The sequence below is a fragment of the Clostridium sp. MCC353 genome, assembly GCF_018785315.1.
GTDB lineage: Bacteria > Bacillota > Clostridia > Lachnospirales > Lachnospiraceae > CHH4-2.
The window spans coordinates 56,989-79,573 of the sequence record NZ_WQPN01000008.1 but is presented as its reverse complement, the minus strand read 5'-3'; the positions used below and the strand labels follow the sequence as shown (position 1 = coordinate 79,573).

Below are 22,585 nucleotides of genomic sequence, written 5' to 3'. Positions count from 1 at the left end.
GGCTCTTCCATTCATTAACCTTCCATTCATTAACCTTCCATTCATTAACCTTCCATTCATTAACCTTCCATTCATTAACCTTCCATTCATTAACCTTCTATTGATTAACCTTCTATTGATTAAACTTCCATTGATTAAACTCCGATTGATTAAACTTCTATATGATTAAACTTCCATTAATTAAACTTCCATATGATTACTCTCCCACATGGCTGTTTTTTCATATAGCTGCTTTCCTATCGGTCATTAACCATCTCTTTCCCTCTGCAATATGTCTGAACCACCTCATAATCTCTGTCCAGAACCACCAGGTCGGCATCATAACCGGCCACAATTTTCCCTTTTCTGTCGTCCACGCCCAGACATCTGGCCGGGTTGATGGTACAGGAATTTAATGCAGTGTCAAATGGCACCATAGCTTCTTCCACCAGGATCTTCAGCCCCCGGTTCATATACAGGGTGCTCCCCGCAATGGTTTCTGTTCCCTTCAGGTAAGCCAGGCCATTTTCCCGTATCTCGATATCATGGCCTCCTAACTGGTATTTGCCGCCGGGAGGGCAGTGTTTTGCTCTCAGGGAATCGCTGACCATGATTCCGAAATCCCTGCCTTTGGCTGTGAAAAAGTTATTGAGGGCTGCTACGCTGCTGTGACATCCGTCGCAGATCACTTCCCCATAGATATCGCGGACCCTGAATGCGGTTCCAACCAGTCCCGGATCCCTGTGATGGTATGGCGTCATGCCGTTATAGACATGGGTCATGGAAGTAGCTCCATGGGCGATTCCCATCATCGCCTGTCTGTAATTAGCCGCCGAGTGGCCCATGCTCACAACCACACCATGGCTGCTGCAGTATTTTGTCAATTGGAAATCTTCATCCTGTTCCGGGGCGAGAGTGATGTATTTGATCAGCCCGTCGGCCGCTTCCTGGTACATCTGAAACTGTTCCACTGCCGGCTTGGCAATGGCTTCCGGCGGCTGGGCGCCTTTGTATTTCATATCCAGATAAGGCCCTTCAAAATGAATGCCCAGAATCTCGGCTCCCTCATAACCGTCTTTCACCACCTTTGCCACGTTTGCCACCGCAGCGGTGAGCACATCCGGCATCTGGGTAACTGTCGTCGGGAGGATGGAGGTCACGCCTTCACTGGGAATCCGCTTCATCCAGTCCCTGAGCCCTTCCTCTGTACCGTCATTGGTATCATAGCCATAAGCACCATGTGTATGAACATCGATAAAACCGGGTACGATCCGGTCCTCTCCGTAATCTCTGTCAGCCGGGTGAGAATCATATGGATAAACCGCTTCAATTTTTCCATCCCTGATCTCTAACTGCGCATCCAGAAACTGTCCGGCAATCCAGACTTTTTTACTTTGTATCACCATATTTTATCCCTCTATTCTGCCGAATAAACGGCTTGATATTTTTTTAACTGTCTACGTTCTCTATTCTACGATGTTTTACAGTTTTTTTCAATCCATATCTATTATCCTGCAAAATATGACTGTTCACAGTCCCCTCTGGCGGGTCCGCCAGAGGGGGCTGTAAACAGTCACTGCAAAATTATCCGGCAGATTCATCACGGGTTAGAGCGAATCTAAATTCTGATCCCACACGGATGAACCGGGCTTTCATCATAAATACGGTCATTTAGCATGCATTCATAAAAACGGAATCCGCCTGATAAATTATAACAGTTGAACCCGCTGGCAGTTAAAATCCTGCATGCAATATAGCTTCTGAGGCCGCTGTGACAGTTTATATAGATATCTTTCGCCTGATCCAGCTCTTTCATACGCTCTCTCAGTTCATCCAGAGGAATATTCACAGTTCCGGGGATGTGGCCTTTTTCGTATTCATTGACATTTCTCACGTCCAGCATGGTGACGGAATCATCGCCGGTCAGCCGCTCCACATCGTGCCAGTGAAATTGTTTTACATTGCCTGTCATAATATTTTCAATCACATAACCGGCCATGTTCACCGGGTCCTTGGCCGACGAGTAGGGAGGAGCATAGGACAGATCCAGTTCCGTCAAATCCTCCGCCGTCATACCGGCATGAATTGCTGACGCCATCACATCCAGCCGCTTGTCGACGCCTTCAAATCCCACAATCTGGGCGCCTAAAATCCGGCCGTCTTCCGGTGAAAACAGGGTTTTTATGGTCATATTGGTGGCGCCAGGATAGTATGTGGCATGGGAAACGCTGTACGTCACCACTTTATCATAAGGAATTCCCGATTCTTTGGCCATTTTTTCATTAATTCCTGTAGATGCCGCTGTCATATCAAACATCTTCAATACGGAAGACCCCTGTGATCCTTTAAATGTGCTGTTCCGCCCGCAGATATTGTCCGCCGCAATGCGCCCCTGCTTGTTGGCCGGGCCTGCCAGCGACACCAATGTCCGCTCACCAGTCACAAAGTTTTTCACTTCCACCGCATCACCGGCAGCATAGATATCCGGCTCCGAAGTCTGCATGTGTTCGTTCACCCGGATGGCGCCTCTGATCCCCAGTTCCAGACCGGCTTTTTCGGCCAGCTTAGTGTCCGGCGTCACGCCGATTGCCAGGATTACAAAATCCGCTTCTATTCCATCTCCATTTTTCAGATGAGTCACCACGTTTCCATTTTCATCCGAAAATCCATTCACTTCCGCGTTCACTCTCAGATCCATGCCCTTTCCTCTCAGGTAAGAATGCATTTCACAGGCCATATCGTAATCAAAGGGCAGCATGATCTGGTTTTCCCGCTGTACAAGCGTGGTGTCAATTCCCCAATGGATCAGGTTTTCAGCCATCTCCAGGCCGATAAATCCGCCTCCCACCACAACGGCCCGGCCGGGTTTATTTTTCTCAATATACTCCCTGATCCGGTAGGTGTCCTCCACGGTCCGCAGGGTGAAAATCTTGTCATTATCAATTCCGGGAAATGGAGGAACTATGGCTTTAGCGCCCGGAGAAAGGATCAGTTTGTCATAGTGTTCCGTATACTCGCTTCCGTCCTCCAAACGCTTGACCGTCACGGTCTTCGCCGCCGGGTCAATGTCCGTGACTTCATTCTTTACCCGCACATCCACGCGGAAACGGTTCCAGAAGCTTTCCGGCGTCTGAAGAGTCAGCTTCTTCTTCTCTTCAATCACCCCGCCGATATAATAAGGCAGGCCGCAGTTGGCATAAGACACATATCCGCCCCTTTCAAATACAATGATCTCCGCTGATTCATCCAAACGGCGGAGACGGGCCGCTGCCGTCGCTCCGCCGGCCACACCGCCGACAATCAATACTCTCATATCCGTTCCTCCTTCTCTAAATGTACTCTTTAATCATTTTTTCAATCCTGGACTTAGGCTGAAGCCCCACCGATCCGGAAACCTGTTTACCGTCCTTCATCAGCACCAGGGCAGGTATGCCCATGATCTGAAACTGTTCCGCCAGTTCCTGTTCCTCTTCCACATTGACTTTTCCGACTTTAATTGACGGGTTTTCGCTGGCCACTTTATCAATCAGCGGCGAAAGCATCTTACAGGGCATGCACCAGCCGGCCCAGAAATCCAGAAGCACCGGCTCCTTGGAATTTAAAACTTCTTTATTAAAATTCTCCCTTGTTACAGAAAAAACAGACATATTTATCTCTCCTTTTCATCATGTTCATCGTTCATGTTTAAAGGATACTATAAAATGTCTGTCTTCACCGTGACTTTGCTACATTCCGTTCATCACTGCCGCAGGCTGGCCGATGCCAGCGTTTTCATCCGTTCCCTGTCCAAAAGCAGGATTCCGCCCCGCTTCAGCTTCACTAGCTGTTCATTTTGAAAATACTTCAGCATCCGGGTGACCACTTCCCTGACGCTGCCCAGATGGTTTGCAATCTGCTCATGGGTGATCTGAAGTTCTTCTGTCCCTGAAAGCTCACTCTCTTCCAGAAGAAATGCCGCCAGCCTGCTGTCCAGCTTCTTATTCAGCACCTGGTCCATCAGCCACATCACATCCGAAAACCGGGTTGCCATCAGTTCATTGGTATAATTGGCCACAGCCGCAGATTCGTCCATCAGCTTCTTATAAATGTCCACCGGGATATGGAGCACCACCGAATCCTGTTCCGCTTCCACCACCACGTCAAACTGAATCCCTTTCAGCAGACAGGCAGCCGAAAACAGGCACATATCCCGTTCCAGCAGACGGTAAAGCGTGAGTTCTTTTCCCTCTTCCGACATGGTATAGACCCTGAGCTGTCCGCTGACCATCACTAAAAGCCCGATACAGTCGGAGGAACCGTTGTGGATTACGGCACCCTTGGCAAATCTCCGCTCTCTTACCGCATTTCTCAATAAACCCTGTTGGGCTGGCGTTAACTTTTTCCAGAATGGAAGGTACTCACTCAGATCCATCAAATTTTTCAGTCTCCTTAAATATGTATAATGGATCTATTGTACCTCGATTTCATTCAGAAATCAATGACCGGACGGGCACAAGCCGTCCCGGTTCCCGATGTTTTTACAACCGTTCAGACGGCGCTTTAACCCATAAGCCGGTCAAGAAGCCGTCTGAACTGTTACGCAGTTTTATTCATTACAGGGAATCAGCCGCAGAAGCTTTTCCACCGCATCCACGGGAAAGTCTTCTGCCGGGGGATTTTCCGCTAATGACTTTAAAAAGTCACGGGTATTCCGGCTCTGGGGCAGCATATATCCGGCCTCCCGCAGTATATCTTCGGCCATCAGGTGATTGGATTTTGCCGCAGCCTCCATAAGCTGGGCCAGAACCGGGTCATCGGCGTTCTTTGCAATCTGAAGGGCAATATTTTCCTGGTCCGCCTTGCTCTGTGCGAGGGCAAACAGGCTCATTTTCACCGGTTCCGCCTTTTTCTGCTGCGGAGGGTATTTCTCAGGGACCATGGAAATGGCATGGGACGGGCAGGCATTGGCGCAGATTCCGCAGCCGATGCATTTGTCCCCGTCAATCTGCCCGGTTTCCGTATCAGTGGCCCCGGTGGGACAAACGTAAAGGCAGAGACAATCTTTAGTACATAATCTTATATTCCTTACTGCACGCATATAGTTACCTCCTTTTCAGCTCTGTGAGTTTTAATTTGGGCACTTTACAGACCGGGCAGATCTCAGGCGGTTCCTCACCCACATAGATAAATCCGCAGATTTCACAGACATAAACCCTGGTTCCGGCTATAAACCCGCCCTGTTCCTTTTCATAACGCGCTAGCAGGGATTCCAGCATGCGGGTCACCTTTTGGCTCCAGGTCAACGCTCTCAGCGCCCCCCGGTCAGATGCAGATGAAGCTGCGGCCTCCGCCTGTCCAAACCCTTCTTCCAAATCCATTTTAACCAGTGCCAGCAGACGCTCCATTCCGGCATCGGCCACCGGCGACGCTTTCCCCATAAAATACTCAGAGAGCTGGTTAAACAGCCCGGCCTCCTCCGCCAAATACTGCTTCTCACACCCTTTTGCCAGATTGGAACACAGAGCGCCCAGTTCTCCAAAAGATAATTCCCTCAGTTCGTCTTTTCTGTTTTCTTCTGCCGGTTCATCCTTATGTACTGCTTTCTCCTCTTCTGCAAGGCGGAATGCCTCCTTAGGCGCTTTGCAAAGCGGACAGGCCCAGCCATCCGGCAGTTCCTCCCATCTGGTTCCCGGGGCAATCTGCTGATCGGGAATCCCTGCGGCCTCGTCGTAAATATAACCGCAAATACTGCATACATACTTACTCATGCACTGACCTCCTTCTTTTATTTTTCTTATTGATCTTACTATATCAAATAGAAGGACAAGCCACAGTGACATTGTTACATAAATAGTAATAATTACCATTTTTATTTTCATAAAATGATGGGAACCAAACTCTTCCCGAAAACTGAGGGTATCACATCAGGTGATTTAGATCAATTCCCGGCCCGCCCCATGGCTGCAAATAACAGCACAAAAAAACCGGCGAACCGGAAACGGCGGTAAGATTAAAACTTCCGCAGTCTCCGGTTCACCGGTTTTTATTACATTTTAACTTTATTACTTTTTTAATTTTATTACTTTTTTAACTTTATTACTTTTTAACTTTATTACTTTTTAACTTTATTGCCTTTTTAACTTTATCATCTTTATTATCACTTCATACTGTCAGCGCATTCAATCAATTGCCTCCGCTGTCCGGAAACTGTCTATCCGGATACTGTCCGTCCGGATACTGCCCATCCGGTAACTCCCCATCTGGAAACTGTCCATCCGGATACTGGAAACTGTCCATCCCGATACTTTCCATCCGGAATAGCTTCTGCTATTTACCCGAATTGGCTTTCTCCATATGAATATTCTTTCCTTTAATCTTAACGTCTTTCATGGCCTTCAGCACCGTATCCGCGCTCTCACGTGGAACCTCCACGAATGTATATTTGTCATACATGTCAATGCTTCCCACCATCTTGCCGGGCATACCGGATTCTCCTGCAATCGCTCCCAGGATATCTCCAGGTTTGATATTCTGATCCTTACCGATATTAATGAACAGACGGGCCATGCTGTCGTCACGGGCGCTTCTCTGGCTTCTGCCGTATCCGTTGCCATTGCTGCTTCCGCCGCGTCCGCCTCTGCTGCCATAGGCATTTCCACGGCCGCCACGGCCTGAATCAGAATAAGAACTTCCCAGATCGTCTAATGAGCGGGCCGGTCTTCTGTCGTCAATAATGTCTTCATTTTCTTCGCCCATGGTCATTTTTAACAGGGCTGCCGCCAGGTCGAGAGAAGTGTAATCTTCCTCCAGAAGCTTCTTTTCAATGATATTGATCATCTTGCTCAGATCGTTGTCATTGATCACGTCCACTACCTGTTCCATGATTTTTTCCACTTTGATTTCCGTGATATCATTGAGCGAAGGAATGGCCTGAGGGATGATCTTGGTCTTGCAGTAACGCTGGATGTCCCTGAGTTTATAAACTTCCCGTCCAACTACGAAGCTGAAAGCGATTCCTTCCCGTCCTGCACGGCCGGTACGGCCGATTCTGTGAACATAATATTCATCATCCTGGGGAAGATCGTAGTTGAACACAGCTCCCACATCATCCACGTCGATACCGCGGGCCGCCACATCCGTTGCAACCAGAATCTCCGTTTTGCCGTTGCGGAAACTGTTCATAACCCGGTCACGCTGAATCTGCTTCAAGTCTCCGTGAAGGCCTTCCGCAAAATATCCCCGTCCCTGAAGGGCCTGAACCAGTTCATCCACCTGGCGTTTTGTATTGCAGAAAACTACGGAAAGTTTCGGCGCATACATATCCAGAAGGCGGCACATCACTTCCACCTTGTTTTTCGGCTTTACTTCATAATAATACTGGGTCACTTTTGGAACCGTCAGTTCCTTCTTCACAACCTTAACCGTAACCGGATTGTTCTGGAAGTTGTTCGCAATTTTAGCGATGGCATCCGGCATGGTTGCGGAAAACATGATTGTCTGGCGCTCATCCGGAAGCTGGCTCAAAATGGTTTCCATATCTTCCAAAAAGCCCATGTTCAGCATCTCATCCGCCTCATCCATGATAACCGTATGGACATGGTCGAATTTTACCGTCTTACGGCGCATATGATCCATCACGCGTCCCGGTGTTCCGATGATAATCTGGGTTCCGTCTTTTAAGGAACGGATTTGTTTCACAATATCCTGGCCCCCGTAAATCGGCAGCACCTTAACTCCATGCATATATTTAGCTAATCTGCGGATCTCTTCAGCTACCTGAATAGCCAGTTCCCTGGTTGGGCAAAGGGCAATTGCCTGAAGCTTTTTGCTTTTCGGATCGATCTTCTGTAATAAAGGGATTCCAAAAGCCGCTGTTTTGCCGGTTCCCGTCTGTGCCTGACCGATAATGTCAAGCCCTTCAAGCTGTACAGGTATAGCCTGTGCCTGTATCGGGGACGCCGCTTCAAAGCCCATGTCCGTAACTGCCCGCAGAATTCTCTCGTCTAATTGTAACTCGTCAAATCTCACTGTCTCCATATAATTCCTTTCTCATGGCCGCCGGTTCCTGTAATTTCGGAACGCTCCGACAGCCGCACACACATCATGCAGTCTCATACTGCCGCAACAAAAGTATCCCCATATTTCCCATAGGATACACACAAAGAAAAAGAGAACTCAAAGCACGTTTCAGACTTTGAATCCTCTCGTTTCTACACGAGTACTTATTTTAACAGACTATTTTTTACATGTCAAGAAAAAAGTCTTGGAACAATTCCTCGGCCATGGCGGCAGAAAGCCCGATTTCCGCCAATTTCCAAATATTTTTTTCATCATAAAGAATGGACCAGTCGGATGTATTGGGAAAATAAGCCGGATTATAAAGTTTTTCCTCTATTTTCCGTCTGAAATATTCCCCTCCGGCGGAATACCGCCCCTGGATCACAATGATCTCAGGATCCACGGTGAGAATAATATTCCTGAGGGCAATGGCAAAATACCCGGCCGCCTCGTCCACGATCCCGCAGGCATACTCATCCCCCTGATTGGCCGCCCGCAGGATTTCCCTTATATGGATTTCTTCCAGGCTGCCCAAAATGGAGTTTTCAAGGCGTTCCGGGTACAAATGTACCCGTTTCACCATCCGCTCCTCGGAAACCATATTTTCAAAACACCCTTTGCTCCCGCACCGGCAGACATCCTGATCCTCCGGGCAGATGATGATGTGGCCGATTTCCCCGATCAGGCTGTTTCTGCTGTTCTGCACCTTCCCCTGGTCGATCAGACAGCCGGAAATGCCCCGGTGGGTGAACAGGGTAAATACCTTCTTATCATCGAATTCCCGGTTATAATAGAGTTCCGCCCTTCCCGCAGCCCGGGCCACATTTTCCAGCAGGATCACAAGCCCCGGGTACTCCCGTTCAAATATAGCCCGCATGGGGATCTCATTTCCCCAGTTGGGATAGGACAGGATGTGCTGCAGGCTGCCCGTTTCCTGATTGATCAGTCCGCTGGTGCTGATGCACAGCCCATAGACTTTTTCTGTGGGAATCCCGGTCTCTTCCATCAGTTTCCTGTAACAATCCCTGCTGACGCCGATCATTTCGTCCAGGGTGGAACTGATGGAAATGTCGGCCTGAATGCTTTTTAGCTCCTGCAGTTTCAAATCCAGAACGGCCATGCTCATCCAGCCGATTCCGATGTTCATATACGCCAAAAACTGGTTTTCCTTGTTAAACGCATAGACATCCGGCCGTTTCCCGCCGATCTCCGTGGAATTCCCTTTCCCTCTATATATAAGGATGTCCTTCTGTACAAATGACATCACCGCCTTTGTTACCGTCGCCCGGCTGATCCCCGTCTTCTCAGACAGTTCCGCCAAAGACCAGTCCTCTTTTTCCGAGTTCTGGAATACTTTTAAAATCTCTTTCCGGTTTTTCCGTTTCAGATCCTTTGGGAGAGCCGCTTTATTTTGTGTATTTGCCATAGATCTTTCCTCTTTTATGAATATATATGTAACCGTCTGACTGTTACCATTATATCATAGATTTCCAAATAATTCTCCGGCCTGTTTCACACATTTTTCATATTCCTGACGGTCAAAGCAGAAATTCAGAGTTCCGATCTTTTCCGAACAGCCCTCCGTCCTCAGATAGGGCGCCACAAAGTTTTGATACCTTCTTCTCTGCTCCTCCTCCCAATGCAAACCGGTCCACTGCCTCCACAGGGAACTTCCCGGGCGCTCCCAGGCCAGAGTTTCCCCGTATTCCAGCCAGTCCTCTTCCGTATAAGCCTCTGTCCAAATGATTCCGTATTTTTCCGCCGTTTTTTCATCCCAATGATTTAAAAGCCCCAAATAATCCCAGTAAACCGCATTCTCCGTCTTGCGGACTTTCACCACAACTACGATGCAGCTTAAATCCAAATCGTCTTCACAGATCAAAACGGGAACGCAGACAGCCTCTTCCTCATCAAATAATCTCCATACAAATTCCCTCTCATATGCAAACAGCATATGGCCGCTTCCCGCCGGACAAAGCCCGGACATGGTGCCGCCATATACATAAAGCCGTTCATATCCCTCTGCCTTCACCATCTCTTCCAGATAAGCTGTCAGCGGTTTCCCGTCAATAAACCACATATACTGCCGGTAATGATATGGCGTATCCGCCATCCCTATCTCTATCCTGTTGTACATAAGCCCTGCACCTCACCAGCCTTTTCTTAGATTATATCAATTTACAGGGCATAGGGCAAATAAAGGGCGGATGGACAGGATATTTTTACCCCACCTCGTCATTTATTAAATCCACAAGCAGCATCAGCGTCCTGATCAGGTGGTAAGGGTCTTTCACCGGAAGCCGGCCGCCCACCGTTCCCGTCACAGGCTGCCCCTGGCGGTCCCTGATCTGAATCCATTCGCCCACCTCTTTGTCTGGGTTTGGAAATGTGCGGAATGTATATTCATGATATCTGTTATACTCATACAGGCACCTCTCATCCCCGCAGACCAGATACCCCATTAAAGAGGCATAGACCGTCTCCAGGTTGGGCCACCACATTTTATTGCTCCAGTCTCTGAGCGCCCCCTCTGCCAGTTCCTTTTCCCCTTCAAAAAAGGCGCCCTCAGGCTCTCCCCCATCCCGGTCCAGATAATAATACATGCCGCCATACCGTTCATCCCAGCCCATGCGGCTGATATGCTTTATCACTTCCAGCGCCGTTCTTTCCGCCTCTTCCATCCCCAGCCATCTGGCGGCCTGAATGATAAACCACATGCATTCTTCCGTATGGCCCGGGTTAATATGCCGTCCGTACAGGGTGTCCAGCTCTTCAAAATCAGGCCCCAGACATTCCAGCAGAACCATGTCTTCCGTCAAAAAATGGTTCAGTTCCATGTTGATGGCGTATCGGCACATTTCCCTGGCGGATTCGGCTTCTTCAAACATTCCGGCTTCCGACAACGCATCGGCCAGCTCATAAGAAGTGTTAATCATAATCATATAGGCTGCCTGGCTGCGCCAGCCCTCGGGCAGCACATCCGGCGCGGTGCGGAATGTATTATTTTTCAGTTGTTCTGCCACCTGTTCAAACATCAGGAAAGCCCGTTTGATCCGTCCCACATTATGTTCCAGTGCACCGGCCGCCGCCAGGCCCATGGCGGCAAAGCAGTCCGCAAATGAACTGATGGATTTGCTGTGATAAGGTTCCACCACTTTGGCCTGATTATTTTCATCCAGGACAAATGCCGCCCGGTCTCCCGGCAGTATGCAGTATTTTTCCAGGAAATCACATCCTTTTAAGGCCAGTTCCCTGCATGATTCCCTCATTTTTTCATCCATCAAAATTCTTTCATCCCGGGCCAGTTTTGAATAAATCCAGGTACATCTGCCCTGGGACCAGACATATTTTTCCTTTGACAAAAGCCGGTCGCCCAGCACATTGTAACACGTGTAAAAACCGCCGCTCTCCGGCTCCGTCTTCCCCAGCCAGTATGGGAGAATATCTTCCAATAATGTCTTTCTGTAATATTCCTTCCGTTCTAAAAGAAGTCCTTCTTCCTGTCTCATAGCCCAATTACGTCCCTTCACGTGGAAAGGGATATCAGCCCTGATACCCCTTTCCTCTATCTTATTCAATGGTCTTATATAACTCCAGCGCTTCGCCCATCACATCGAACATCACATAGTCTTCCACAGGCACTTTCTCCTTGATGCGCTCCGAATCGATGAATACCTGCTGCTGGCTCTCATAACAGTTCTTGATGGATCCGTCGGCCAGCCCTTCTTCCACATCTTTGGCAGTCAGCCACTCATAGTTGTCTTTGGTGGCAATGATGGTTTCCGGATCCGCCTCGATCTCTTTCGCCAGCCACCTGCATACTTCTTCCACATTTTCTTTTCTGTAATCCATGGCTTTCAGAACCGCACCGTAGAACCGCACAATGGCATCGTGGTTGTCCTTCGCAAATGCCTCGGTCACGATAAAGCTTCCCGGAAATGCGACCTGGTCGAAGAAATCCGCATTGCCAGCCAGCACGATCACGTTATCGCCCATTTTCTCACGAATGATGTTGGTGCTGGGGGACCAGGTGGCGCAGGCATCCACTTTCCCGCTTATCATGGCCGTAACCGCGCCGTTGGCGTCCATTTCCACCAGTTCCATGTCATCACGGGTCATGCCCGCCTTCTGAAGGGCCAGATCCAGCACGATCTCTGAAGAAGTGCCGGCGGTCACTGCTACCGTCTTGCCTTTCAAATCCTCAATTTTCTCAATTCCCTTCTCTTTATTGGCCATGACTTCATCCGACTTTCCATAAAGGTCCAGGCCAAATATCTGCGCCTGCCCTTCAATGCAAAGCGCGTGCGCGCCATGGCCGATCTGGGATATGTCAATGTCCCCCGACGCCATGGCCGCAATCTCCGCAGGCCCGCCCTGGAACTGGACTAAATCCACGGTGATCCCCACCTTGTCAAAATATCCGCCGTCACGGGCCGCGATGATCGCTGATGCGCTTCCCATATTGGGCATGTAGGCCACTCTCAGGTGAACGGGTTCGTATTCTGTTTTGGCGGCGTTTTCCGATTCTGCCTCTTTTTTCGTTTCCGATTCCGCAGACTTATCAGCTTCTGTTTTCTTCTCCTCAGAAGCAGCGGCGGCCGGGGCCTCTGTCTGCTTTTCAGTTTGAGGGGCGGGCGTTTCCTTTGGCTCAACTTTGGCCTGGTTTGCACAGCCTGAGAGCATGGCGGCGGTTAAGGCGGTGGCTGCTAGAAGCTTAAAACATTTTTTCATGATACTTCCTCCTTTGTTGTGTTATATAGTTTCGTTACTTTATTACATAACTATATAATATAACTTTTTATATCATGCGTCAAGCCATTTAATGTAAATAGCCTGGGACTTTAACATAAAGGGTGAAGGCATTTTCGAAAATGCCTTCACCCTTTATGTCACCCTTTATGTTAAAAACCTCACTCACTCCAAAATCCAGTTCCCTCTCGTCATAACCTTCTCAATCCGTATCTCCTCATCAAAGACCACCAGATCAGCCATTTTCCCAACCGCTATCGATCCGGTTTGGGCATCTATTTTCATCAGCTTAGCCGGTGTCAGCGTCATCATCTTCACAACTTCATGGAGCGGAGCATCCGTCAACCGGTACATGGTACGCACCAGCCGGTCGGCAGTAGCCACGCTGCCGGCAAATGCGCTTCTGTCACAGAGTTTTGCCACACCATCTTCAACGATCACCTTCATACCTCCATTCCGGCTCCCCAGCACGGATTCCCCATCTGGCATTCCCGCCGCCCGCATGGAATCTGTCACCAGACAAATGCGGTCCGCGCCCTTCACTTTATAGATTAGCTGTAAAAGTTCTTTGGGCAGATGTCTGCCGTCGGCAATCACCTCCACATAAAGATCGTCCAGCAGATAGCCGGCTTCCACCGCGCCTGCTGCCCGGTAAGCGTTCACCCGCCTCACTCCGGTCATAGCTGAATAAAAATGAGTTAACGCCGTCATCCCGTTCTCATAGGCTCTCATCACCTGGCCGCAGTCGGCGTCAGAATGGGCCAGGGAACTGACGATTTTATGCTCTTTCAGCACATTAAGGAACTCATCCGCTCCATCCAATTCCACGGCAAAGGACCACCTTTTGATTCGGTCCGTACGCTTTAACGCTTCCAGATATTCTTCTCTGTCCGGATTTCTCAAATGCTCTGGGCTCTGGGCTCCTCTCTGTTCATACGAGAAATAAGGCCCCTCCAGATGGAGTCCAAGGATGGTACTGAGCCCTCTCTTCTTCATTTCCACCTGGTTGAACAGCTCCAAACAGCTCATCAGCGATTCTCTGGTACTGGCCAGCGTGGTGGGCAGGATGGATGTAGTCCCGTGCGCCAAATGCATGCGGCAAGCCTGATAGATATCCTCCAACGTACCATCCATGAAATCAGAGCCGCCTGCACCATGGGTATGGATGTCGATAAACCCGGGAGACAGATAATTTCCCCTGACGTCTGTCGTCTCATCTGCGGCATCATCTATCCTACCATCAAACACGATTTTTCCGATCCGGTCCCCAACTGTCAGAAGTTCTCCAGGCGTGATGCCTGTGGGCGTGATGATTCTGGCATTCTTAAAAAGAATTTTTCTCATGTTCAGCCTCTCTCCTGATTACAATTTCGATGCGCTTCCCTCATCCAGATAGAGCTTTGCTCCGGCCTTCCTTCTCAAAATACTGGCCGGACACGCTTCATCAATATCCCCGTTCAGCATCCGGCTCACTGCCTCTGCTTTTCTCTCATTCGGCACCATACAGAACAGATGGCGCGGGGCTGTCAGAGCAGGAACCGTTACAGTCAGAGCCCTCTCAGGCACCTGATCAAGGGTTTCAAAACAGCCGTCATTCACCTGCTGCCGCCTGCATAACTCTTCCAGCTCCACTATCTTTACCAGTCTGGGATCCTTAAAATCAGCAGCTCCTGGATCGTTAAAGGCGATATGTCCATTTTCCCCAACTCCCATAAACACGATATCTGCCGGATATTGTTCCAGAAGCTCTGAATATCTGCCGCACTCTTCTTCCGGCTTTGCCATGCCGTCCAGCAGATTCACGCTCCTGAAAGGTGCTCTGTCAAATATGGCCCGGGATAAAAATCCACTGAAAGAACGGCTGTCCTTCTGCTTGAGGCCGATATATTCGTCCATATGAAAAGCGTTGATCCGCTCCCATGGAATGCCTTTCCACTCAGCTAAAGTCTTCAAAAATTCATTCTGCGATGGAGCCGCTGCAAAGATACAGCTGATCGTTTCCTTCTCCTTCAGACAATCCAGTATGCAGGCGGCGGCATCCTCCGCCGCCTTCCGGCCAAGTTCCTCTCTGGTTTCAAATATTTTAACTTCTAATTCCCCATATTTTCGTTCCGTCATTTTCCATTTTCTCCTATTTATAGAATTATACTGCCTCAGCATCAGTCCTTCAGACACCTCTAGCGGATATCATATACGCTCCTAAGCCGGAATGTATCCGGCCTGCCCTCCAGAATCTCCACTGTTTTTTCACCGCCGTTTAAGTCAAAATAATTATCACTGAACACGCATTCCTCTCCCTCTGCCTGAATTTCTACAGATTTTGCATAGCAGTCCGATGATACGATCAGTTTTCTGCCCTCCAGCCTCCAGTTCAGTTCAGGATGCAAAAATTGAAAATGTTTTGGCGCTGTAAATAGTATCGTGCCGTCCGAATACGTTCTTCCATCCAGGACGAGCTGATAGCTGAGGTATTGGCACAAAAAATCAACTCCGGCAAATTCCATTTTAGGGTGCCAACAGCTCTCCAGCGCCGGGACATCGATTCCAAAAGCTCCGGCCTCCAGCACCCTGCCTGTGTTCTCTCTAAGCTGCCAGAACACGCTGGCTTTCACTGGTTTCATCGTCTCATTAGATACGGAAAAACGGACAGAAGTCTCGATTGCAGACGGTTCCGTGACAACAGATACCCGTTTGGTGGTTTCCCCCGTCTCTTCACAGGATAAGAGCACAGGCGCAAAAAAGCGCTTTGCATAGTAATGAAGAGCTTTTAACCGCCCGTAATAGTCGATTGAGGACCAGGACGCCACCGGCCAGATATCATTTAACTGCCAGAATACGGCTCCCATACATCTTCCCCTGTTTCTGCGCCAGTGTTCCACTCCATACCGGATCGCCTCTGCCTGAAGGATCTGGGAGGCATAGGTCAGGTTCTCCAGCCCCTTAGGATACAGGAATGTCTGGGACAGATACTTCATGATCTTCCCATTAGCCCCTTCATTTCTCTGATGCATCTCCATCACCCGGGAGAATATGTTGCGGTCCTCAGGCAGGGTAAACGATTCTATAGTCTTCATGCAAGGAAATGACTGGAACCCGAATTCTGAAACATACCGGAAGAAAAATTTCCTGTATTCCGTAAATGGCTTCTCCCCATGCCATACATCCCAATAGTGCACGTCCCCCCGGTCCGGGGCGTTGGGTTCGTCGAATCCGCCTCCGCTGGAAGGGGAGGCAGGCCAGTAACAGGTATCCGGATCATACTCCTCCAACACCTCGGGAATGATGTGTTCGAACATCCTGATATAGTCAGAACGCGTTTTTGCATTTCCCCCATACTCTCCCTGAGCCTGAAACATTTCCATCTCATTGTTGCCGCACCACAGCCCCAGGGACGCATGATGCCGCAGACGTTTCACATTGTCTATAAACTCCGCTCTTATATTTGCCGCAAACGCCCCGGTCAAATGGTAATTGGCACAAGCAAACATAAAATCCTGCCACACCACCAGCCCCAGTTCATCGCAGATATCATAAAAATAATCATCGGGGTAATACCCTCCGCCCCACACCCGTATTGTGTTAAAATTAGCGGCCGCACACCGTTTTAAAAGCGTTCTCGTCCTCTCAGGTGTGATTCTGGAGAACAAGTTATCCTCAGGTATATAATCAGCGCCCATAGCGAAATAGGCGGTGCCGTTGGCGCACTGGGCAAAACTCTCTCCCCACTCATCTTTTTCACGCCTCACATTTAAAGTCCTGAGCCCGATTCTCTTCACCGAATAATCCGCTATTACTCCATTTTCCCATAGCCTGGTTTCCACGGTATAGAGCGGCTGTTCACCATAACCGTTGGGCCACCAAAGCCTGGGATTCTCAACCCAATACGGCTTTTCACATACCATGTCATGCTTTAGCCCGTCCGGGTCTGTGACGGTGATCTCCACATCTGCTCCGCCCGACTGCTCCACTGAAACCTCCAGCTCCACACTCCCATCTTCATAATGCTTCTGCCGGATGGAAAAGTTAAGGATTCTGGAACTATCCACAGCCAGAATGCAGATATCCCTCCAAATTCCGGCATCAGGCAGGCGGGGGCCCCAATCCCATCCGAACATACAGTGCGCCTTTCTCATATGAGGAAATCCGTGCATGGCATGATAGCTGCCTCCAATCTCATCCCGGTTGACCGCATCCTGTATCCACCGGGTAGGCGAAAGAAACAGGATAGAAATCTCATTTTCCCCTTCTTTCACCATCGATGAGACGTCAAATTCCCATATGCGGTGCATGTTGTCCGCCTGCCCCGCTTCTGCCGCGTTTATGAATATCCGGCAGACTGTATCCAGCCCTTCCGCATGAAGGAGAAGCTTTCCACTATCTATGAATTTCCTGTCCAGGGCGAACCGGCGTGTAAACAGATAATCTTTTTCCATCATTTTAAGCGCTTTCAGCTCATTATCCCTGTAATAAGGGTCTTCCATCATACCTGCTTCCAGATATGCAGAATAGACAGAACCTGGAATTCCGGCAGGCACTTCCAGGTCCGTTCCTGCCTCCCTCATGGACCAAATCCCATTTAACTCAAACCTTTTCATTTCCGCTCCATCCCTTTTCCATGAATACAGCTCTCGCCCATCCGGCCCACTCCTCTTTCACTTGAATGGTCGGATAATCCATGTAATCACCGGCTATCAGGCCTCCGCCTTTTGCAAACAGCCGGATCATCCGCTCCGCTTCCTCTTCAATCTCCTTTTTATCGCCTCCGGGAAGGACTTTCTGGATATCCACAGGAGAAAATAAAGTCCTCTTGTACTGTTTGAGCAGAGCTGCCACCCGCTCTTCTCCCATCAGTGTGGGCTGGTCAAACTGAAAGACATCTACTCCGGCTCGTATCATATCCTCCAGCACATCGTAGATATACCCGCAGGAATGCACAATTAACGACAGGCCGCATTCATGTGCTTTAGAAGCCAGCTGTTCAAAAAACGGGAAAAAGATTTCTCTCCAGCAGGCCGGGCTTATCAGCAGCCTGTCCTGGATTCCCCAATCCTCATAAACCATCACCGCGTCCATTCCCACATCCGCATAGTTTTCAATAATTCTGCCAAGCTGGTCCGTCACCCTCCTGCCAAGCTCTGTCACCAACTCCGGTTCCAGGATCACATCCATCAGAAACTCATCGAATTTCCTCAGATTGCGCATAATAGAAAACGGAAATCCCGGCAGTATCCCGATCATATACTTATCAGCATGTTCCTTCACAGTCTGCCTTAAATGAACTGTGAGGGCCGGATCATCCAATGGAGGCAGTTGGTAATCGTCCAGATCCTCCCACTCCTCCAGCGCTCCCCATAAGGCCTCTCCCTTTCCGGTAGTGTCCTGTCTCATTCTTCCCCAAAGATTCCCGTATTCGTCATGACGGACGGTTCCGTTAAAATGTCTCAGTATCTCATATCTGTCTGCGTATTCCGATGCTTCATGCCAGGAAACATCCATTCCCTCCGGCACCGCCAGATTACACATATACAGGTCGCTGGGACCATACTCCGGATTAAAACCATATCCGATTCTGGGCGCGTCATTGTAACTTATCACCCGTTTAACTATCTCTTTTCCTGTCATCATTCATCCTGCCCTTCCAATAATTTCCTGATATTCCTCTCATAGAGTTCCGGCAGATAAAACCTGGATCTAAGGAACAGATCTGCCATAGATGCTCTTAACAATCCCGACACTGCCTCTTCCATATCTTTTTTCACACCCTCCAGCGTCCGGTATGTGTAATCCGCCTTAGCACGAAGAGACAGGGCCTCCTCCTCACGGCCTGGAAACATGGCCAGACGGAACATCTGGCTGTGAGCTGGAAAATGCAGGTTCATAGCGTGTTCATATCTGCGCATCACTTCAATCAGCCGCGCAGTCTCCTGATTTCTGGTGATTTCGGAACACATCTGCGGAATCAGGTTATAATAATCTTCCGCCATATACCCTCTGTCTGCCAGACGGCTGTCCGGTACCCCATGGAACACATGGAAGAAACGGTCCAGAAAATCCATCGTCCCTTCTTTCTGATTCCAGCAGCGCTCCGCTCCGTAAATAATCGTATAAAACGCGGATTCATACAGACCATATGGCCTTCCCAGTGAAAAAGGAGAGGCCCAATTGGTATTGATCATTCCTTCCAGCTGTTCCTCCACGACAATGCGACTCCAGCCATCCAGGTTAGGAATCCGATTTTGGACTACAGGATAGTTCTGATCCCCATTGCCGTCTCCCGACCGCACCGCACCGGCTCCAAGCACCCGGATTCCCTGCTTTCTCAGTTTTCTTATCATGGGAACCGCCTGATGTCTCAGATCATTGCCATTGTAGATCCAGACGGCTGCGATCACCCGCTTATCCAGACGGGACAGTTCCGCTTCCCCGCATCTGGCAATCATGTCGTGCCAGAGCACAGGCTTCTTTCCCAGAGCACAGACCATATCCACCAGCCGGTTCACGTACTCTATAAATATCTCTTCCCTGGATTTACCCGATTCCATGCATTCACGGCTGCTGCCCAGGCTCCATACCTCGTCACAGCCTATATGGAGATATTCCGCCTGTGGGTGAAGCGCCGCTGTCTCTTCCAGCAGGGCGCGGGAAAGTTCCAGAGCTCCCTGCCGCAGCGGGCACATCTCTCCCACGGCCTGGGGAATCTCCCTCAAACTGCGGTATTTTTCATGTTTCAATACATATTCCAAATGACCGAAGGACTGCTGGAGAGGAATGATTTTAATAAAATTTCTCCTGGCAGTCTCCAGAATCTCCTGGAATTCTTCCATTGTAAACGCATACTCCGGATGGCAGAGAAATTTCATCTTCTGAAACGGCAGTTTATCTTCATATTCGATAACCAGTGTGTTGAGCTTAAATTCCGCCAGCTTTCCGATATATTCCAACATATGGTCATAGGTGGGATAAATGGTCCTCAGATCCAGATAGTCACTGCGAAGCTTCATATCCGCCCAGTCCACCACAGTGACTTGGGGAAGTTCCCCATATGTCTCTGTAAGCTGTTTTACAGTCATCATTCCATAGAACAGTCCCGGAGCCGTATCAGCATAGAGCTCCAGCGTGCCTTTTCCTGTCCGCAGGGAATATCCGTCCGTCTTTCCAACGCTCCTGTCTGCCAGAACGGGATCATATTCTTTTATATTACAGACCAGAGAATAGCACCCCCGGTTCTCTGCCCTGACGGTCAGCCCTGCAAATATCTCTTTTGCATGGCTGACCAGCCGCTCATCTTCCTGCGGCATGGAGAGCTCAGCTTCCAAGCCGCTGGTTTTCAGTCCTGATTTTTCGCCCTCTGAAACCACGTACCGGGGTTGTGGTATGATATGTATTTCCATAGTTCTCACTCCTCTTTTCTGCGCTGCGCCTGGAGAATTTGAACCTGCGAAGGCAGCGCTGGCACAGGCTCATCTTGTTACTTCCGCTTTTAAGAAAGGGCGGCCAGCAAGCCGCCCCTCATCTGTTTATTTTATTTATTTTTTTCTATGATTTCCGTAGCTCTTGTCTGCATGTTGCTGATCGTAGTGTCGATATCCTGAAGCCCGGTCAAATATTTTTCCCCTTCTTCCGCCTGGATCGCATCGATCTCACGGTCATAAACAGGGATATAAGTCTTGTTATTTTCGATCATATCGGACTCATACATGACTTTATTAAATGCGTCCAGATCATATAAAGACTGATCCTCTCCCATGATACTGGCTGCGATGGCCGCATGATCCGCCTCCTTCCAAGGGGATAAAAATGCCTTGCTGATATTATATCCTTCTGAGGTGATGAAATTGATCAGATCAAATGCCTCCTGTTTATGTTTGCTGTTGGCATTGACACAGTATCCCAGCCCGTATGTGGATATGGTGGTGTTCGGAGTAGCCGTTTCATCATATCTGGGCAGGGTAGCAAATGTGGTTCTGAAGGTATGAGGATACTTCTCCTGGTCCTTGATATCCGTCAGCATCCAGGTACCCTGCGGCATCATGGCTACCTTGGAATCAAAGAATAAACTCCTGTACGCCAGGTTCTGAGTTTTAATATCGATATACGGCATGGAGATTTGATCCACATTTTCGATCTGGTTTCTGAATTCCATAAATCCCTTGATGGCCGGATGGTCAAAATTAGCGCTGCCGTCTTCTTTATAGAAAGAGTTTCCAGGTATCACGCCCAGGGTTCCGATCTGATAGAAATCATTCCAGGTATGGAAATAGGAACCGTATACCTTGTCTCTTCCCTCCCCTTTTGTCAATTTTTTTGCGTAATCCGCATATCCTTCCCAAGTCCAGTCAATCGGAGGGTTCTCAAGCCCCGCTTCCTTGAGCATGTCTTCATTGATGAACACGATATACGCGGAGTCCTGATTCACAATCTGGTAAATCTTACCGTCCACCTCCATCGCGCCCTTATAGTCATTCTTTAAATCCACGCCCCGATACTCCGCGTATTCATTCAGCGGTTCCAGCACGCCGGCGTTGATTTTCTGCACCACGTTGGAAGAGCTGGAGAAATTCATAATATCGATCTGCTCGCCGCTGGCAAGCATCAGATCTACCTTTTTGGCGTACTCTTCGTTATTCGTATTGGCAACCAGAGGCTGTACCTCCACCTTGACGTTGGGATATTTTTTCATGAACGCATCAGCGATCTCCTGTGTCTTGTATACATTCTTGTTGGAAACTTCATCTGTTTCCGTATACCATTTGAGCACTACCTGTTCTCCGCCTTCTGCGGATTCAACGTCGCTCCCATTAGCAGAGCTCTGCTCTTGGGCTGCTCCACTGCCTGCGTCAGTTTTGGATGCTCCATCATCTTTCTTCGGGCTGCAGCCGCACATCATAGCCCCGGCCAGCACCACGCACATCACACTTCTCAATACATTTCTTTTTTTCATGCCTTTTCTCCTTTATCCCTTTACACTGCCGGCTACTAAACCGGAAATTATATATTTTTGCCCAAACAGAAAAATGATTAACAACGGCAGAATCGCAGATACTGCGGCCGCCATCATAAGCGAATAGTAATCGCCATAAGCGTCTGAAAACATCTTAACTCCCAACTGGATAGTATACAGATCCGACGAGGTGAGAAACACCAGCGGATTCTGATAGTCATTCCAGGTCCAAACAAATTTCAAAATACCGAAGGTTGCTATCGCCGGCTTTGCAATCGGCATAATAATCTGAAACAAAATGCGCAGATGGCCCGCGCCATCAATTTTGGCGGCATCCGTAAGTTCAAACGGCACCGTCACCATAAACTGTCTCAGCATAAATACGCTCAGCACGCTGAACATGGCATTTATAATCAGACAGATATGAGTATCAAAGATTCCCATCTGGCGGAAAATCAAAAACCTGGGGATCAAAGTCACCTGCTCCGGTATAGCCATGGTGGCAATATACAGCAGAAACAGCTTATCCCTCCCTGGAAAATCAATTCTGGAAAAACCATATGCTCCCAGACATCCCACAAATATGGACGCAGCCACTGAAATCAAGGTGACCTTTATAGAGTTCCAGTAGTAAAGCCCGAACGGCATCACTCCGTTCCATACATCCTTATAATTTTCAAACCCTCTCGTCCTCTTCGGAATCCATTCAATCGGGAAGTTGAACACATCTGCTTCTATTTTAAATGATGTGCTGATCATCCACAACAGAGGGGCGCACATGATGATTCCCAGCAGAGCCATCAGACAAGTGATTATAACTCTCGGCATCATCGGAACTGTGTCCACACCAAATCTGCGTCTTTTCATTTAACCTGCACC

19 protein-coding genes are annotated in these 22,585 nt (G+C 49.0%); all 19 read right to left on the bottom strand.

What is annotated here, in order from left to right:
• Positions 1-236 precede the first annotated feature (236 nt).
• The 19 genes from nagA (GPL15_RS02370) to GPL15_RS02285 all read right to left on the bottom strand — a co-directional run bounded on the left by nagA (GPL15_RS02370) (position 237) and on the right by GPL15_RS02285 (position 22,573).
• Positions 237-1,385 carry an N-acetylglucosamine-6-phosphate deacetylase gene (gene nagA, locus GPL15_RS02370; protein WP_215695595.1) on the bottom strand — a complete coding sequence of 383 codons (1,149 nt, stop codon included), beginning with the start codon at positions 1,383-1,385 and terminating at the stop codon, positions 237-239.
• Between the two features lie 212 nt (positions 1,386-1,597).
• Positions 1,598-3,292 (bottom strand): FAD-dependent oxidoreductase, encoded by a 1,695-nt coding sequence (locus tag GPL15_RS02365; protein ID WP_215695593.1) that lies wholly within the window; start codon positions 3,290-3,292, stop codon positions 1,598-1,600.
• Between the two features lie 16 nt (positions 3,293-3,308).
• A complete protein-coding gene (gene trxA, locus GPL15_RS02360; protein WP_215695591.1) occupies positions 3,309-3,626 on the bottom strand; it encodes a thioredoxin in 318 nt (105 codons plus the stop codon).
• Positions 3,627-3,718: 92 nt separating this feature from the next.
• Positions 3,719-4,390, bottom strand: a complete 672-nt coding sequence (locus GPL15_RS02355; protein ID WP_215695654.1) for a Crp/Fnr family transcriptional regulator — start codon at positions 4,388-4,390, stop codon at positions 3,719-3,721.
• A 174-nt stretch (positions 4,391-4,564) separates the two neighbouring features.
• Complete coding sequence (locus GPL15_RS02350) at positions 4,565-5,056, bottom strand: 4Fe-4S binding protein (protein WP_215695589.1); 492 nt, start codon at positions 5,054-5,056, stop codon at positions 4,565-4,567.
• A gap of 4 nt (positions 5,057-5,060) precedes the next feature.
• Positions 5,061-5,726, bottom strand: a complete 666-nt coding sequence (locus GPL15_RS02345; RefSeq protein ID WP_215695587.1) for a rubredoxin — start codon at positions 5,724-5,726, stop codon at positions 5,061-5,063.
• Positions 5,727-6,141: 415 nt separating this feature from the next.
• Positions 6,142-6,270, bottom strand: a complete 129-nt coding sequence (locus GPL15_RS27680) for a hypothetical protein (RefSeq protein WP_275950450.1) — start codon at positions 6,268-6,270, stop codon at positions 6,142-6,144.
• Between the two features lie 15 nt (positions 6,271-6,285).
• On the bottom strand, positions 6,286-7,995 hold the full coding sequence (locus GPL15_RS02340; protein WP_215695585.1) for a DEAD/DEAH box helicase: 1,710 nt from the start codon (positions 7,993-7,995) through the stop codon (positions 6,286-6,288).
• 205 nt (positions 7,996-8,200) lie between these two features.
• On the bottom strand, positions 8,201-9,442 hold the full coding sequence (locus GPL15_RS02335) for an ROK family protein (RefSeq protein ID WP_215695583.1): 1,242 nt from the start codon (positions 9,440-9,442) through the stop codon (positions 8,201-8,203).
• Between the two features lie 54 nt (positions 9,443-9,496).
• Positions 9,497-10,153 carry an XRE family transcriptional regulator gene (locus GPL15_RS02330; RefSeq protein ID WP_215695581.1) on the bottom strand — a complete coding sequence of 219 codons (657 nt, stop codon included), beginning with the start codon at positions 10,151-10,153 and terminating at the stop codon, positions 9,497-9,499.
• 85 nt (positions 10,154-10,238) lie between these two features.
• Positions 10,239-11,525: an AGE family epimerase/isomerase gene (locus tag GPL15_RS02325; protein WP_215695579.1), complete on the bottom strand. Its 1,287-nt coding sequence runs from the start codon at positions 11,523-11,525 to the stop codon at positions 10,239-10,241.
• 61 nt (positions 11,526-11,586) lie between these two features.
• On the bottom strand, positions 11,587-12,747 hold the full coding sequence (locus GPL15_RS02320; protein WP_215695577.1) for an ABC transporter substrate-binding protein: 1,161 nt from the start codon (positions 12,745-12,747) through the stop codon (positions 11,587-11,589).
• A gap of 183 nt (positions 12,748-12,930) precedes the next feature.
• Positions 12,931-14,109 carry an N-acetylglucosamine-6-phosphate deacetylase gene (nagA, locus tag GPL15_RS02315; RefSeq protein WP_215695571.1) on the bottom strand — a complete coding sequence of 393 codons (1,179 nt, stop codon included), beginning with the start codon at positions 14,107-14,109 and terminating at the stop codon, positions 12,931-12,933.
• An 18-nt stretch (positions 14,110-14,127) separates the two neighbouring features.
• Complete coding sequence (locus tag GPL15_RS02310; RefSeq protein ID WP_215695569.1) at positions 14,128-14,883, bottom strand: glucosamine-6-phosphate deaminase; 756 nt, start codon at positions 14,881-14,883, stop codon at positions 14,128-14,130.
• 59 nt (positions 14,884-14,942) lie between these two features.
• Positions 14,943-17,360, bottom strand: coding sequence for a glycoside hydrolase family 2 protein (locus GPL15_RS02305; RefSeq protein WP_215695568.1), 2,418 nt, complete (start codon positions 17,358-17,360; stop codon positions 14,943-14,945).
• Positions 17,347-18,390, bottom strand: a complete 1,044-nt coding sequence (locus tag GPL15_RS02300) for a uroporphyrinogen decarboxylase family protein (RefSeq protein ID WP_215695567.1) — start codon at positions 18,388-18,390, stop codon at positions 17,347-17,349. Before GPL15_RS02300 ends, GPL15_RS02305 begins: the two co-directional genes overlap by 14 nt.
• Complete coding sequence (locus tag GPL15_RS02295) at positions 18,387-20,156, bottom strand: family 20 glycosylhydrolase (RefSeq protein ID WP_215695566.1); 1,770 nt, start codon at positions 20,154-20,156, stop codon at positions 18,387-18,389. The genes GPL15_RS02300 and GPL15_RS02295 overlap by 4 nt, the downstream gene beginning before the upstream one ends.
• Positions 20,157-20,287: 131 nt before the next feature.
• Positions 20,288-21,706: an extracellular solute-binding protein gene (locus GPL15_RS02290; RefSeq protein ID WP_215695565.1), complete on the bottom strand. Its 1,419-nt coding sequence runs from the start codon at positions 21,704-21,706 to the stop codon at positions 20,288-20,290.
• 12 nt (positions 21,707-21,718) lie between these two features.
• A complete protein-coding gene (locus GPL15_RS02285; protein ID WP_252198041.1) occupies positions 21,719-22,573 on the bottom strand; it encodes a carbohydrate ABC transporter permease in 855 nt (284 codons plus the stop codon).
• Positions 22,574-22,585 lie beyond the last annotated feature (12 nt).